This window comes from Actinomyces sp. Marseille-QA0893 (assembly GCF_976954355.1).
The window spans coordinates 70,490-84,545 of record NZ_CDRJSY010000004.1; the positions used below are offsets into that span (position 1 = coordinate 70,490).

General features: G+C 54.7%; 13 protein-coding genes. 5 read left to right on the forward strand and 8 right to left on the reverse strand.

All coding sequences use genetic code 11. The features are described 5' to 3' along the window. Positions 1-2: 2 nt before the first annotated feature. Genes ACWNMW_RS05905 through ACWNMW_RS05925 form a run of 5 tightly spaced genes read left to right on the forward strand, consistent with a single transcriptional unit; the run spans position 3 to position 6,927 of the window. A complete protein-coding gene (locus ACWNMW_RS05905; protein ID WP_449490347.1) occupies positions 3-920 on the forward strand; it encodes a helix-turn-helix transcriptional regulator in 918 nt (305 codons plus the stop codon). Further along, a complete protein-coding gene (locus tag ACWNMW_RS05910) occupies positions 913-1,878 on the forward strand; it encodes a helix-turn-helix transcriptional regulator (RefSeq protein ID WP_449490348.1) in 966 nt (321 codons plus the stop codon). Before ACWNMW_RS05905 ends, ACWNMW_RS05910 begins: the two co-directional genes overlap by 8 nt. Positions 1,879-1,907: 29 nt before the next feature. Further along, the gene (locus ACWNMW_RS05915; RefSeq protein ID WP_449490400.1) at positions 1,908-4,613 is read left to right on the forward strand and encodes a DEAD/DEAH box helicase; all 2,706 of its coding nucleotides are present in this window, start codon (positions 1,908-1,910) and stop codon (positions 4,611-4,613) included. Beyond that, positions 4,598-6,166, forward strand: coding sequence for an apolipoprotein N-acyltransferase (lnt, locus tag ACWNMW_RS05920; RefSeq protein ID WP_449490349.1), 1,569 nt, complete (start codon positions 4,598-4,600; stop codon positions 6,164-6,166). The genes ACWNMW_RS05915 and lnt overlap by 16 nt, the downstream gene beginning before the upstream one ends. After that, a complete protein-coding gene (locus ACWNMW_RS05925; protein WP_295894873.1) occupies positions 6,163-6,927 on the forward strand; it encodes a polyprenol monophosphomannose synthase in 765 nt (254 codons plus the stop codon). Before lnt ends, ACWNMW_RS05925 begins: the two co-directional genes overlap by 4 nt. Positions 6,928-6,986: 59 nt before the next feature. On the opposite strand, the gene ACWNMW_RS05930 is transcribed toward ACWNMW_RS05925, so the two are convergent. The 8 genes from ACWNMW_RS05930 to pepN form a co-directional block, all read right to left on the reverse strand. Beyond that, positions 6,987-7,352 (reverse strand): RNA polymerase-binding protein RbpA, encoded by a 366-nt coding sequence (locus ACWNMW_RS05930; protein WP_072455758.1) that lies wholly within the window; start codon positions 7,350-7,352, stop codon positions 6,987-6,989. Positions 7,353-7,577: 225 nt separating this feature from the next. Then, positions 7,578-8,114: a MerR family transcriptional regulator gene (locus ACWNMW_RS05935; protein ID WP_034503733.1), complete on the reverse strand. Its 537-nt coding sequence runs from the start codon at positions 8,112-8,114 to the stop codon at positions 7,578-7,580. A 129-nt stretch (positions 8,115-8,243) separates the two neighbouring features. Next, complete coding sequence (gene ftsR / locus ACWNMW_RS05940; RefSeq protein WP_034503317.1) at positions 8,244-9,002, reverse strand: transcriptional regulator FtsR; 759 nt, start codon at positions 9,000-9,002, stop codon at positions 8,244-8,246. Next, complete coding sequence (locus tag ACWNMW_RS05945) at positions 8,999-9,433, reverse strand: FHA domain-containing protein (RefSeq protein ID WP_299058622.1); 435 nt, start codon at positions 9,431-9,433, stop codon at positions 8,999-9,001. The genes ftsR and ACWNMW_RS05945 overlap by 4 nt, the downstream gene beginning before the upstream one ends. Positions 9,434-9,499: 66 nt before the next feature. Next, the gene (locus ACWNMW_RS05950; RefSeq protein ID WP_449490350.1) at positions 9,500-10,261 is read right to left on the reverse strand and encodes a DUF881 domain-containing protein; all 762 of its coding nucleotides are present in this window, start codon (positions 10,259-10,261) and stop codon (positions 9,500-9,502) included. 3 nt (positions 10,262-10,264) lie between these two features. Continuing rightward, positions 10,265-10,597, reverse strand: coding sequence for a small basic family protein (locus tag ACWNMW_RS05955; protein WP_449490351.1), 333 nt, complete (start codon positions 10,595-10,597; stop codon positions 10,265-10,267). A 1-nt stretch (position 10,598) separates the two neighbouring features. Beyond that, the gene (locus ACWNMW_RS05960) at positions 10,599-11,438 is read right to left on the reverse strand and encodes a DUF881 domain-containing protein (protein WP_449490352.1); all 840 of its coding nucleotides are present in this window, start codon (positions 11,436-11,438) and stop codon (positions 10,599-10,601) included. Beyond that, on the reverse strand, positions 11,435-13,999 hold the full coding sequence (gene pepN, locus ACWNMW_RS05965; RefSeq protein WP_449490353.1) for an aminopeptidase N: 2,565 nt from the start codon (positions 13,997-13,999) through the stop codon (positions 11,435-11,437). Before pepN ends, ACWNMW_RS05960 begins: the two co-directional genes overlap by 4 nt. Positions 14,000-14,056 lie beyond the last annotated feature (57 nt).

Here is a 14,056-nt window from a genome sequence, read left to right on the forward strand (position 1 = left end):
TCGTGGAGGGGAACGATACCAGCGTACGAATCCTCGACCTTCTCTTTGACCTCACCTCTGCAGAACGTGGGCGTTCTCGGTCTCATATTCGTCGGCTCGCTCACTATCGCGCGCTCAGTGATGACGCTTTCGATTCTGCTTTTTCGCGGGATAAGAACACCCTGAAGCGGGTCGGAGTTGAGATTACCGTCCGCCGCCGAGGAGACGAGGCGATTTACCGAATTGCGGCACAGTCTCATGAAAGCGTGGACTTCAGTGCCGACGAGATTGCTCTCATCGACCTGGCAGCATCCGCTTGGCAAACTTCCGATGCCACTCAGATTGCAGCGACAAAACTCCGCGCGCATATGGGCTCCCATTCCCACGAGGCCATCCAGCTTCGTCTGTCGGGCTGTGAGAACGTGCTGCCTCTCTACCAAGCCATTACAAGTGCAAGCGTGGTCTCATTCGTCTATCGCAGTCCAAAGTCAACGCAAACTCGAGCAGTAGAGCCATGGAATCTTGTGGTCTCTGGCTCAGCGATCTATCTTCAAGGCTTCGATCTTGACCGCGAAGGCGAACGAACTTTCAGGCTTTCCCGAATCCTTGGGCCGATCGAGGTTCTCGGAGAACCCGGGGACGCGCGCACTCGTTCACCCCGCAGTGAAACTATTGATATTTCGCGCCCGCTGCAGCCGATCTTCGCCGTGCGCGGGGCATCGGCTGCATTCCAAGAAGCACAGATACATGATGTTCCTCTGGAAGAGGGGACAGGGGAGTGGCAGCTCTACACGGGCCACCTCGCTCCCTATCACTATTGGCTCCAGTTCGTTCTTCTCCACGCCGCCGATTGTGTTCCGCTCTCTCCGGAGCCTTTTGTCAGCGATCTTCGATCCCGCCTCGAAAAGGCTTCTCACCGCAAAGAGGTGAGTCATGCCTGAAGAATCCCAACTGCAGGTGGCGCGCATTCTTGCCATGGCCTCGTGGATCAATGACAATCCCGGTCACACCGTTCGCCAAATCGCACAGCACTTTGGGCGTACCTCCCGCCAGGTGCGCAGAGATATCGAGTACATGGGCGAGATCGGCGACTCGATGCTCGATCGTTCCTATGGAATCGACTGGCAGCTCTACGACGAACAAGAGATCCTCGTGATGCGCGGGAGCACCCTTCCCTCGTTGCCTTCATTCACCCCTGCCGAGGCAGCAACTTTACTTGTTGCTTTACGTGCGCTTTCTCCTCACTTGCGGGAGGTCGAGAAGGACGCGCTGTTGACTGCTGCTGCGAAGCTCTCTCACCTTGCACAGGAACAGGCTATGTCTTCTTCTGAGGATAGGGAGATTATTCAGCTACTTGGTAAGGAGCCGGTCCTCGCGAAGAGCACAGAAGGCGACACGGTTGCGCAACTTCGCGAGGCCATCGCACAGCGTCTTGAAGTTACATTCACATATCAGACGGGTCAGATACACGCCCCTCGTCACGTATTTCCGCTTGGGCTCCGTCGCCTCGTCGATGCGTGGATTCTCGATGCCTGGGATCCAAAGCGAGAGGTCCATCGAAGCTATAACGTCACCCATATCGATTCACTACAGATCGGCGGGCGGCGGCCTCGAGTTGCGATTCCCGATGCCGAGGCTCCACAATCCCTTACCCTCACCGTTACCCAGGGTGCACGGTGGCTCTGTGAAGACTACGAGTGCACGCTGCTAAAAGAAGACGCTGACACTGTGACGCTGAGTCTACCGGTGTGGAATGAAGCGTGGGTTCTTGCACTGCTCTGTGATATTTCGGCAGATATCATTGAATGCCCGGCCTCATGGTGTTTACGAATGGCTACTTACGCTACGCAGGCGCTTGAGAACTGGGATCATTTTCAAGAGATGAGGAGCGGTGAGTGAGTCCAGCACGGAAGCGACGTCGCGCATCAATGGACGCACAAGAACCGAATGAAAGCCAATGGTCTCCCGCACAGGGAATGCAGGGTTTTAGACGCCAGCAGCGTATTGATCGGTCTTTCCGCCAGAAGTACGTCGATACATTGAGTTTTAGGCCTGACGAGTTCCAAATCCAAGCGATGGACGCGCTTGAAGCTGGGCACAGTGTCCTTGTGGCAGCGCCGACCGGAGCTGGGAAGACGGTTGTTGGTGAGTTCGCCGTAGCACTCTCATTGTCGACTGATTCCCGTGCTTTCTACACAACACCGATTAAGGCACTTTCTAATCAGAAGTTTGCTGATTTTCAGAAGCGTTATGGCGAGGACCGAGTGGGCCTCCTCACCGGCGATACGTCGATTAATCCTGACGCGCCCATCATCGTCATGACCACCGAAGTTTTGCGGAACATGATTTACATGGGTGCAGACTTGAGCACGCTCAGTCATGTTGTGCTTGACGAAGTGCACTATCTTGCGGATCGTTTCCGCGGCCCAGTCTGGGAAGAAGTGCTTATTCATTTGCCCCAGCACACGCGGGTTGTGGCGTTGTCCGCGACCGTGTCGAACGCCGAGGAGTTCGGGGAATGGATCGGCCAGGTTCGTGGTTCTTGCGAGGTCATCATCTCTGAAACACGTCCTGTTCCCCTGTTCCAACACATGCTCGTTGACGGCGAACTCTACGATGTCTATGCGCCCTCACGTCGAGGCACTGGACAATCCGAGCGGCTCAACCCAGAACTTCTCTACGCATGTTCACCCCAGGGACGACGTCTGAGTCAACGCCGTTTTCGTTCACGTCCCGCAACCGTGATCACTTTAGACCGAGCAAATCTTCTACCGGCGATCGTTTTCATTTTTTCCCGTGCGGGCTGCGAGGACGCGGTCAGTGAAGTCCTTGCCTCCGGAGTGAGTCTGACGACTCGTTCCCAGGCTGAACGTATCCGCAATATTGCACAATCAGCGGTGAGCTCCATCCCCGTTGAGGACTACGCAGTTTTAGGGATTGATCCGTGGATTCGTGCCCTTGAGAGGGGAGTGGCTGCGCATCACGCGGGGATGCTCCCACTGATGAAGGAAACGGTTGAAAAACTCTTCACCATGGGGCTTTTGCGCGTTGTCTATGCCACAGAGACTCTTGCTTTGGGTATCAATATGCCTGCGCGTTGTGTCGTGATTGAGTCTTTACAAAAGTGGAACGGTGCCGAGCACGTCCGTTTATCGGCCGGCGAGTTTACGCAGCTTTCAGGACGTGCAGGACGGCGCGGGATTGATATTGAGGGCCATGTGGTCGTCAGTGGGCGTCGCGACATTGCCCCCGAGGAAGTTGCTGCCCTGGCGTCGAAACGTACTTATCCGCTTGTGAGTGCATTCCATCCGACATACAACATGGTGGTTAATCTGCTTGCGCATTCCACGCGTAAGGCAACGAGAAAAGTCTTGGAATCGTCTTTTGCCCAGTTCCAAGCCGATTCCTCAGTCGTGCATCTCGCTCAGAGCGCGCGCGCTCTTGAGAAGGACTTGGATTCTTTAGGAGAGCATGTTGAGTGCTCTCGAGGAGATGCCCACGAGTACTTCAGTATGCGTGACCGTCTCGCACGCCTTGAGAAGGAAGCTTCTCGTGAACATACGAGCGAGCGCAGGAGGCAAGACCAAGAGCTATTCCGCTCTCTGAAGCCCGGTCAGGTTTTCGATATTGGTGCCAAACGTAAGGCCCGTCGATACCTTGCGCTTGAACTTCAGCATTCCGCGGGCATGCGTCCCTTGCTCAAGACTTTGGGAAGCGATGGGCGTTTCCATACCTTGAGTTTGGAGGACTTGAGCGGAAGCCTTGAACTTGTTGCCGTGCTACGCATTCCTCCTTCCGAGGCGTTACGTCGCCATCGGGGACGCGAAGAGTGGGCGCATCGTATCCGCGAACTGCGAGCCAGCGGAAAGGCGAAGAAGAATTCCTCACTGCAGGCATTGCCGATTGATCGTGAGATCGCCGCACTTCGGGCAGATATTCGACGGCACCCAGTCCACGCATGCCCGCACCGTGATGAGCATGCGCGAGCGGGGCATACGTGGGCGAAGAAGAATGCTGAGTATGAGAAGCTTCTCAAGCGGATTGACGGTCGAACAAACTCTGTCGCATCTCAGTTTGACCGCGTATGTGCGGTTCTCGACCGCATGGGATTTTTAGTTGATGATCGCGTGATGCCTTCCGGTGAAGTGTTGAGGCGTGTCTTTGGCGAACGAGATCTTATTGTTGTCGAAGCTCTTCAACGCGGGGTTTGGGACAATCTTTCGGCCCCTGAGTTGGCTGCAATTGCCTCAACCTGTGTTTATCAATCACGGGGAGAAGAATCTGCCGGGGTTGAGCCGTGGACGGCAAGTTCGACAGATCTCGCCCGTGCGTGGGAAGAAACATTCGCCCTGTCACAATCGGTTATTTCGATAGAAAATGAACTCGGTGTTCCTTCAACTCCAGAGCTTGATCCCGGACTTGCACATGCGGTAATCGCATGGGCGAATGGCGCAACTTTAACGACAGCAATTTGGGGGACACCTCTTCTTGCCGGCGATTTTGTCCGTTGGGTTCGCCAGGTCGTGGATCTCCTTGATCAGCTCCGTCATGTTGCTTCACCTGCTCTTGCCGCCAAAGCGCGAGATGCGCGCCAGCTTCTTCTGCGAGGAGTCGTCACGTGGGACGCCGAGTAGCACGAGGTTTTCGTCTCAGCCTCTTTGATTGCGCGGTATGTCTATTAGCCGGATGCGGCTTGTGGGCATCATTCCCGGATCTGTCCATCGCTATTGTCATGATTCCCTCGGCAGCGCTGATGATTTCGCGCGTCGACCGGGTCGGCGCGTGGCGCGCGGCTTTTTACATGTTTCTTGTGGGACTCGCCTTCTGGCTTCCGCTTATTCCATGGACCGCTCAGGCAACCGGAGGGAGCGTTCTGCCATGGATCGCCTTGAGTGTCGTTGAAACATTGTTTTTCTCGTTATGGGGTGCAATTTATAGCGGACTCATGCGTTTATCCTGGGCGCGTTTCACGCTCGGGCAGGTGGTTGTAACCGCGGTTTCCTGGGTGGGGATCGAACAGCTACGGAGTCATTTTCCTTGGTCAGGATTCCCCTGGGGCAATCTTGCTTATCCCCAGGTTGCGACGCCTTTAGGGCACTTGGCTCCCTGGGGTGGTGAAGTACTAGTGAGCGCAGCAGTCATTGCATGCGCTGTATGTCTCCGGCGCGCTTTTGATTTCACCCAGCGTGGAGGCCTGCACTGGTATTCGCGCCCACTCGCCTTGGTTGGTGCTGTTGCGATCTTCTGTGCACCAATCGCACTTCCTTTGCATTCCTCACAAGAAAATGGCGCGCTCACCGTCGCAGCTATCCAGGGCAACATCGAGCTTCCTGCTCTCGAAACCTATGCTCAGCCTGGGAAAGTCACGGGAAACCATGCGCGTTTAACGAAAGATCTAGCAGCGTCGAAGGACCACGTCGATCTTGTCATCTGGGGAGAGTCCTCAACGGATCGCGATCCACTTTATAACCGCCTCGTCTCAGGGCTGATTGGATCGGCAGCGCAAGATGTGCAAGCGCCGATCCTAGTGGGTATCACGCGTCTCGAAGACGATCGTCGCTACAACTACATGGGCGTATGGTATCCGGGTTCAGGCTTGAGCGAGTCCTATTACGGCAAGCAAATCCCTGTGCCTTTCGGTGAATACATTCCTGCGCGTTCAATCATTTCGCGTCTAGCAACTGAAGCTGCACAAGTTGATATCGATCTCGAGGCTGTCGATAACTCTTCGCGTTTCGATGTGTCTTTGCAGGACGGGCGAGTGGTACCTCTAGCGATGGGAATCTGTTTTGAGGTCGCTTACGAGGATCTCCTCGGCGAAGGCGTTGCTTCCGGCGGCCAGATAATCGTTATTCCGTCAAATAACTATCATTTTGGGCTTAGTGCCGAAGGGTCACAACAGACTCAGATTGCGCGTTTTCGTGCGATCGAGTTTTCACGTTCCACGGTTCAGGCTTCAACAACTGGAAATTCGATAATTGTTCGTCCTGACGGAAGCGTTGTCGCTCAAAGCGGTAGGATGCAATCTGCTACCTTAACCGCCGAGGTACCACTGCGTTCTTCTCTCACCTGGGCTGCGCGAATAGCGCCATATTCCGCTAAAATTAGCTGGGCATCAACTGGAATTCTTCTGGTGTTGCTGTGCATGCAAACCATTCGTCGATCACAAGGGAAACGCCGCTCATGACGAACTCTGAACAGATGTATGAAACCGGCAGGGGAGTAGTGGCTGTTATCCCCACCTACTGCGAAGTGGAGTCCCTTCCTGGTTTGCTCTCACGCGTGCATGCTGTCCTTCCTGAGCTGAGTGTTTTGATCGTTGATGATTCTTCGCCCGATGGCACGGGGGAGTGGGTTCGTGAACAGATGGAATCAGATTCCCGTCTTCATTTACATACGCGCCCTGCAAAGTCTGGACTCGCAACCGCTTATGTTGAAGGCCTTGGACGGGCACTTGAGATGGGATTCGATTACCTCATTCAGATGGACGCCGATGCCTCGCACCGTCCAGAGGATCTTCCTAAGCTTCTGGTCCGAGCGGCCGGTCCAGATCATCCGGATATGGTGATCGGCTCTCGGTGGGTTCCCGGAGGAAAGACCAACGGCTGGGCCCCTTGGCGCGTGGCGCTTTCACGTGCTGGAAATGCCTATATCAATTTCTGGCTCGGTACACGAATCAAGGATGCGACCGCGGGTTTGCGCGTCCACAAGGCTTCTTGGTTGCGCGAAACGGCCATTCTTGACAAGGTTTCGACCGTCGGTTTCGGATTCCAAGTCGAGATGACGACAATGGCCGAGGCGATGGGCGCAACGATTGTCGAGGTGCCCATTACCTTCGACGAACGTGAATTGGGAGAATCAAAGCTTTCGGGTTCAATCTTTGTCGAAGAACTTGTCATGGTGACAAGAAACGGCATTAAACGAAAGTTTTTGCGTCGTAAGAAGTAAAAATCTGCGCCCATCAAAAGAGATGGGCGCAGATTATGTCAAGTAATACAGCTGAAATGTCAGCCCTTACGATAGTGCCCTTCAAGACGAAGACGTCCCTCACGTAGGAGAGTTAGCTGTTCTTGAAGAACCTCTTCAAGCTCTTCAATCGAGCGACGCTCAAGGAGCATGTCCCAGTGAGTGCGGGCAGGCTTTGCGGGCTTTTGCTCTTCATCCTCGGTAGCTTCACCGATCAGTTCTGCCATCTGGCCACAGCGACATTCCCATGTAGCCGGAGGCGTTGCCTCTGAGGCAAAAGGAACCTCAAATTGGTGTCCGTTTGAGCATAGGTACTGAGCTGTAAAGCGATCCGCAAAGACGACTCCGTCCTCAGACTCCATCGACTTCGCACCGATTTGCATTCCGCGTAGCGCGCGATCTGCCACCTTGATCCTCCCGCAGTATTGATTGAATGAATAGAAGTTTAGCCGAAATCGTCACATGCGGCGAGAAAGGCAATATAAATAAAGCACGTATCCCGATCCGATAATGTACATTATGTCAAGTAATGTCGATCAGGAAAGCAAACCACGAGATTTTGGTTTCTTACCACTTCCCTATACGAAACTACAGCGGAAAACACAAAGGCACGCGCAGCCTCGACAATGGGATTAGGAAACTGAACGCCTCAGCGCACGACGGGCGGCAAGCTCATCGACCAGCACATTCTCTTCAGCACGTTCACTCGGGAGCTCGGCCAGCGAACCTTCCAGCTCTCGCCAGACGCGGCCTACCGCAATTCCAAATACGCCCTGCCCCCCCTGGAGAAGGTCAATGACTTCATCGGTTGAGGTGCATTCATAAACCGAAGCGCCATCGCTCATGAGAGTGATGGAGGCAAGATCATCCACGCCGCGGCGATGAAGCTGCGTAACAGCCGTACGAACCTGTTGAAGAGAAACACCTGCGTCAAGTAGTTTCTTCACAATCTTCAAGACCAAGATGTCCTTGAAGGAATAGAGGCGCTGCGAACCTGATCCACGAGCAGCTCGAACCGATGGCTGAAGCAGGCCAGTACGTGCCCAGTAATCGAGCTGACGATATGTAATTCCGACCGCAGCACAGGCAACGGGACCGCGGTAACCCACATCGTCCCCATCGCGACCTTCCAAGGGGTCACCAAAGAGCATAGGCTGACGCCCCTGCATGCCATCCAGCGGTTCTGCGCTCACGAATGCTCCTTGATACGAAAGAATGACGATCTGAGGTTAAGACTACGAACATGAAGGACGAGGGTCAATGAACAACACGGCGAGCCTTCAAGTTCAAGTTGAAGGTTACACCCCGCCGTCAGTCAATTGCGAAATCGCCACGCGCAACATTTCTTGATGCAAATGAGCGAAGCGCTCCCCTAGCTCAAGACAACGCGCATTTTGTCGCTCTCGATCAACAGCCCGATCGCGCGGAGTCTGCGACAAAACGGTTTGGTCAATGAGATCTGCACTGCGCTCGGCACCCTGACGAACTGAGCGTAATGTGCGTGCATCTACGCCCATCGATTCGAGCTCACGAATCTGCAGTACGACCTGAACGCTACGAGCCGGAAAATAGCCGGCAATATCGGAGGAAATTAATCCCAAGGTCACGTAACGCTCAATGGCACTCAAGTCACAACCGGTCAGATCAGCAAGATCAGCGGCGGGAATCGCACGACGATTACCGACGGAGACAACCTTTCCCTCCGAGGCAACAACTTGAGCGGCTCGGCGCTGAGAGACTTCGTGGCCAGCATCAAGCGCGCGGAGCTGATCACGAATGACATCCAGAGGCGAATATGAATCTCTCTGGCTTGCCAGAACATAGCGAAGGCGTTCGATATCAGCACGGGAATACTTGCGGTACCCGGCCAAGGTTCTCGCGGGGACGACGAGGCCCTTATCTTCAAGGAATCGAACCTTCGACTGTGTGATAGCAGGAAACTCCCCTTTCAGGCGCTCGACAAGCTGCCCGATTGAGAGTTCCGGCTCACGACTGATACCGCGAGGCCACGGTTCGATCGTTTCTTCCGTGACCTTGCGCTGTGCGCGCGCGTTCATTGGACTTGCGGTGAAGGCTGGTAGGTCAGACGATACTTGCCAATCTGTACCTCGTCGCCTGCGTGCAACTCACACTGGTCGACACGCTCACGATTGACGTAGGTGCCATTCAAAGAACCCGAATCACGCACGGTATGCCCACCGTCACGAGAAAGGAACTGGCAATGCTTACGAGAAACAGTGACGTCATCCAAGAAAATATCGGCACGCGGCGAACGACCCGCGTTAGTGACCTCTGCATCCAAGAGGAAACGCGCGCCCGAGTTCGGACCACGCTGAACAATGAGCAGCGCGGAACCCGCGGGAAGGGCGTTAACAGCATCCTGATCGCGCGCAGACAAAGGCAGAGGCGCATCCACGGCCTCGTCAACAGTGTTCAGACTGAAGACGGAAGTTGTCGTCGGGTCGAACTCCTGGCGCTGGTTTTCCATCACATACTCCAGTTCATAGGGACAATAGGCTCAGTATAGTGTGGCGGCGCCACCTTCGCGAAGGATCTATTGAACTTCTTTGGCAAATTCAGGGACCTTCGGTGTCGACGTCGAACTAATTGTGAGGTCTTTAATCTGCGTGATCGTCACTGAGGCGCCCTTGGCGCGCATCTGAGCAGCACTGCCGGCTTGAATCTCGAGCGCGGTCGAAATCGTCTGTGAATCCCCGATCACTTTCCAGACATAGGGAGAAGCAATTTCCTCGCCATCAACGCGAATCACTCCCCCATCGCTCGTAAAACTCGAGGCGATAGTAATGCGATGTCCGTTGATATCCACCGCCTCAGCACCCGCATTGCGCAATTCTCCCATCGCCATCACGAAGTGCGTTGAGCTGAGCGAATGCGTTGAATCAGCGATGACCATCTCGATTCCGGGGCCGTGCACCGCGACCTGCCCAGAGTTGATCTTTGCCTGTTCCTCAGCTTTCTTTGCTGCAGCTGCAGCTGCCTCTTCCTTTTGAGACTCGTCTTCAAGCTGGCTGACTTGAGATTCCAGTCGTCCGCGTTCCACGCGCAAGTTCTGTTCTTGAACCGAAAGGTTGTCAAGGAGCTCAACCAATTGCTCTTGGCTTAGAGAACTCAGCGGATCCGTGCGCTGCGCCCGCACCTGAGTGACCAAAGCGATTCCCAAAATCAGGCAGATCACAAAGAGAAGAAGGTGAGTTCCGCGAGGAACGGCCAAGATTGCCGCGCGTAGGCGCGTGTGGATTGGTTGCAGAGGCTCTTGACCCTGCGGGGCATCCTCATGTTTAACGTGCTGTCCCATCGCTTAGGCCTTAAAGATCAAACGTCGAATGGAGGCCGTGTTCGAGAAGATTCGGATTCCCAAAACCACCACGACTGCGGTAGTCATTGCCGAACCAACCCCAAGCTGTGTCCCCAAGAAGACCAGCAAACAAGCAACAACGACATTCCAGAAAAAGGACATCACGAAGACACGATCGCGGAAGGTCCCTTCAAGCCATGCGCGCCCGGCCCCCAAAAGAGCATCGAGTCCAGCCACGACCGCGACGGGAAGGAATGGCTGCAGCCACGTCGGAACAGTTGGGTCAGTTAAGACACCCACAACAATTCCGAAAATCAATCCAAGTACCGCTAACACCTCAGTGCTCCCCCTCAACAGTCGTACTCCAACGAGTCGACCGATTCTCTCGCGCGCTCAGAGTCATTTCTTTGACTGACTGCGCATTCAGTGTAATTCCCGTCAGTGATTCTGCACTGGAAAGATAGTCCCCCGTTGAGCCTCGAACTAAAGACAGGGACAACTCGTTAGCATTCCCGATCGCCTCAATGTTGTATGGCGAAGAAATGGCTGTAACATCAACAAGAATTGTCGAGCCCGCAGTACGGATGAACGAGCCCGGCCCGATTCGCTGCCCATTGACGCTCACGGCCTCGGCTCCGGCGCTCCACAACGCGTTGACAACCATACGGATATCTTGATCACGGACCTGTCCCTTATCGCTTTGCCGCGATGAAGAAGCTCCGGGGGCGTCTGTCAGAGTCACTTTTAACCCAGGGCCACGTACCTTGGTATCGGCATTCGCAAGATTGGTTGCCACGTCTTGATGGCCCGCATTCGTGTTTTGATCGTGAGAAAGCTCTTTTACCTGCGCGCGTAGTTTTGAGACTTCTCCGTCGAGAGAGGAAATCTGTTGCGTCTGTTGCTGAGCATGGCTGAGCAAAGATGAGTGCACTTCGCTGAGGGATTGGGCGCGCAATCCCCTGATTGCAATGCCACTGCCAATACCGAGTGCAATGGCAATCAGTATCGTAATGGTTTGCTTGAGGACACCAGCCCTACCATGCACTGGTTCATCGTGGTAAGCGCCGTAGCCCGCGTCAAGAGGATTCTCGAGAATCGCCTTGAGTAAAGACATCGACGCGGCGGGATCCGCCTGTTGCTGAGTCCCTTGAGTCTCTTGCGTCTTGTCGGTACTCATTGCCACTGTTTCTGGCGTGCAAATGCACGCTCACAATCGTCGAGTTTCTCTGTAACAAGGCGGGCAAGCGCAGCGGCGGCGCTTTCATTATCGGTGAGCCATTGACGAGTCAAAGCGAGGAGGTGCTCGGCCTCGTCAGGACGGTCAGAATCAAGGCTCATGGGGAAACCGGCATTGATGTAGCGCAGTCCTAATCCCATTGACGCGCGCTCCCAGAATGACGAAAGCTCAGCAAAGAAGTGATCGGTGTATTCCTTGCCTTCCCACGAGGATGCATTGAGTCCTTGCAAAGATGCACTCAAATGATGATTCGACAGCTCCAGCGACAAGACTTCCTTCCAGACGGCCTCGCGAATGGAGGCGTTGGGAATCGAAGAGCGCGCACGAACCCACCGAGTCTTGTTCTCCCCCGTCGGCGACTCATCGAGCCACGCATCAAGTTGCTTTTCATCAACGAGGCCACGCGCCGCCAGTGCGCAGCGGACGACCCACGCGCTCTCCTCCCCCGCGATCAGAGGAAGCAACTCACCCTCTTCGCCTCGCGCAAGGGCAACAAGCGAATCCGAGTAGCTTGTATCTGTTCCGGCACTCCACACATCGACAAAGAGATGAAGAAGCGAGCGCGAACGATCCAAGGAGGTTGCGCGCATGGCTTGCGCAACCTCCTGGAGGATCTTGCTGTCGTATTCTCCTCTGACATGTCCGGGCAAGAAAGTGCGAGATTGGGCGATTGTCGCCAGAAGACGCTCAAAAATCGCGTCTTCCTTCTCCGCAGTCATATGAGTCAAGGCAGCGTCAATATAGAGTCGGGGGTCGAGTTCTCCTTCGCGCACAGCAGCAAAGAGATGCGACCAAATGACTGCTCGGGTAATCGTTTGTTCGATACGTGAAACTCGGCTCAAAGCAGTTTGAGTCGAGCGCTCATCCAAGGTTCCAATCGCGTAAGTCAGATCATCGTCATTAACAACGATGAGGTGGAGCATATCGGCGCCGCCCGGGACTGAAAAATCTTCGGGAACGCTGAGTGACAGATCCCTACCCTCAATGCGAACGCGATCCTTGCTGACGCATTGAAGGGCGTCGCCCCGAGATGTCCAATAAGAGATGTTCAGGCAGTGAGGACGCGCAAGGCCCTCTTGCACAAGAGTAAGAGAGGTAACCTTTCCGTCTTCATCACTTGTTGTTGTCACAGAAAGCTTCGAAGGACCCGTGGTCAAAAGCCACGCGTCTTTCCACGATGCAAGATCGTAACCGCTTGCCTCTTCCAACGCGGTTAACAGGTCGTCAAGACTCGTCGCACCGTTCGCGTGGCGCTGGAAGTACAGGCGGACACCTTGATAAAAAGCATCTTCGCCGACCCAAGCAACGAGTTGCTTGAGTACAGAGGCCCCCTTTGCATAGGTAATGCCATCAAAATTATTCGTCGCAGCCGGAATATCGGGGATGTCGGCAACGATCGGGTGCGTTGTCGGGTATTGGTCTTGGGCGTAGGCCCACGCTTTACGGCCAATGGCGAAGGACGCCCACTCCCCCCTGTAAACAGTTGCTTCCGCTGCCGTCGTCGTTCCTTGATTCTCAGCGAAGGACTCCTTCAACCACAAGTTGTCCCACCAAGCAGGAGTTACAAGATCGCCAAACCACATGTGGCACATTTCGTGAAGAATCGTATTCGCTCGTTTTTGTCGAAGAGCGAAAGAGGGAGTATCGCGGCTGAGATAGCTCTCCGTAAAAGTCACGCACCCCGGGTTTTCCATTGCCCCGAGGTTATATTCGGGCACAAAAATCTGGTCGTAGCTTCCCCAAGGATAGGTATATCCGTAGCGAGCGTGATAGTGATCGAGGCCGGCGCGCGTAACCGCCAGGATATCGTCGCTATCCATCGCCTCAGCAAGCGCCTGCCGACACATCAGACGCAAGTCGAGACAGGCCGAGGCGCCATCTCCCGCGCTGCCTTCCCAGGTTCCCCCATCAACAATGGCCCACTGACCGGCGACAACGGCCGTGATGTAGCTCGACAGCGGTTGCGTCGTTGAAAAGTCCCAACGTGTGTTGCTCTCTTCCAGATCAGCAGTCGTCGCAACACCATTCGAAGTGACGACCCAAGAAGATGGAGCGATCACATGAAATGTCCACTGGGGCTTGATGTCAGGCTGGTCAAAACACGGCCATGCCCGATGAGCGTCTTCTGGTTCAAATTGTGTGTAGAGGTAGTAACGACCGTCTTCGGGATCACGATAGCGATGCAGTCCCTCCCCCGTTGTCGAATATCGACACTGAGCATCAACACAGATAGTGATTTCTCGGTCTGTTGGCAGTTCGTGGAGGTCAATCCGCTCGCCATCATGCGTGTATGGGACTGCGATTCCATTAACACTGACCTGCTGAACAATCCCCGCGCAATCGATGAAAAGATCGGGGGTGGCAGTCACAAGCGTCATATGCGAACACACAGGGAAATGCGACTCGCGTGTCGCTCCGGACAGATCGAGGGACACATCAATGTGTCGCACCTTTATGGAAGCAGAGCGTTGACGGGCATCTTCACGGGTCAGGACATACATGGTGCCATTCTAGGTATTTGCCTGCCGACGTGTCGATGAAAGAGCTTTTCATGAGCC

Bases quoted from the DNA above. Each gene is read 5' to 3' on its own strand.
- ACWNMW_RS05910 (WP_449490348.1), top strand. From the start codon at position 913: ATGCCTGAAGAATCCCAACTGCAGGTGGCGCGCATTCTTGCCATGGCC.
- ACWNMW_RS05915 (WP_449490400.1), top strand. From the start codon at position 1,908: ATGGACGCACAAGAACCGAATGAAAGCCAATGGTCTCCCGCACAGGGA.
- ACWNMW_RS05925 (WP_295894873.1), top strand. From the start codon at position 6,163: ATGACGAACTCTGAACAGATGTATGAAACCGGCAGGGGAGTAGTGGCT.
- ACWNMW_RS05935 (WP_034503733.1), bottom strand. From the start codon at position 8,114: ATGCAGGGGCGTCAGCCTATGCTCTTTGGTGACCCCTTGGAAGGTCGC.
- ftsR (WP_034503317.1), bottom strand. From the start codon at position 9,002: ATGAACGCGCGCGCACAGCGCAAGGTCACGGAAGAAACGATCGAACCG.
- ACWNMW_RS05945 (WP_299058622.1), bottom strand. From the start codon at position 9,433: ATGGAAAACCAGCGCCAGGAGTTCGACCCGACGACAACTTCCGTCTTC.
- ACWNMW_RS05950 (WP_449490350.1), bottom strand. From the start codon at position 10,261: ATGGGACAGCACGTTAAACATGAGGATGCCCCGCAGGGTCAAGAGCCT.
- ACWNMW_RS05960 (WP_449490352.1), bottom strand. From the start codon at position 11,438: ATGAGTACCGACAAGACGCAAGAGACTCAAGGGACTCAGCAACAGGCG.
- pepN (WP_449490353.1), bottom strand. From the start codon at position 13,999: ATGTATGTCCTGACCCGTGAAGATGCCCGTCAACGCTCTGCTTCCATA.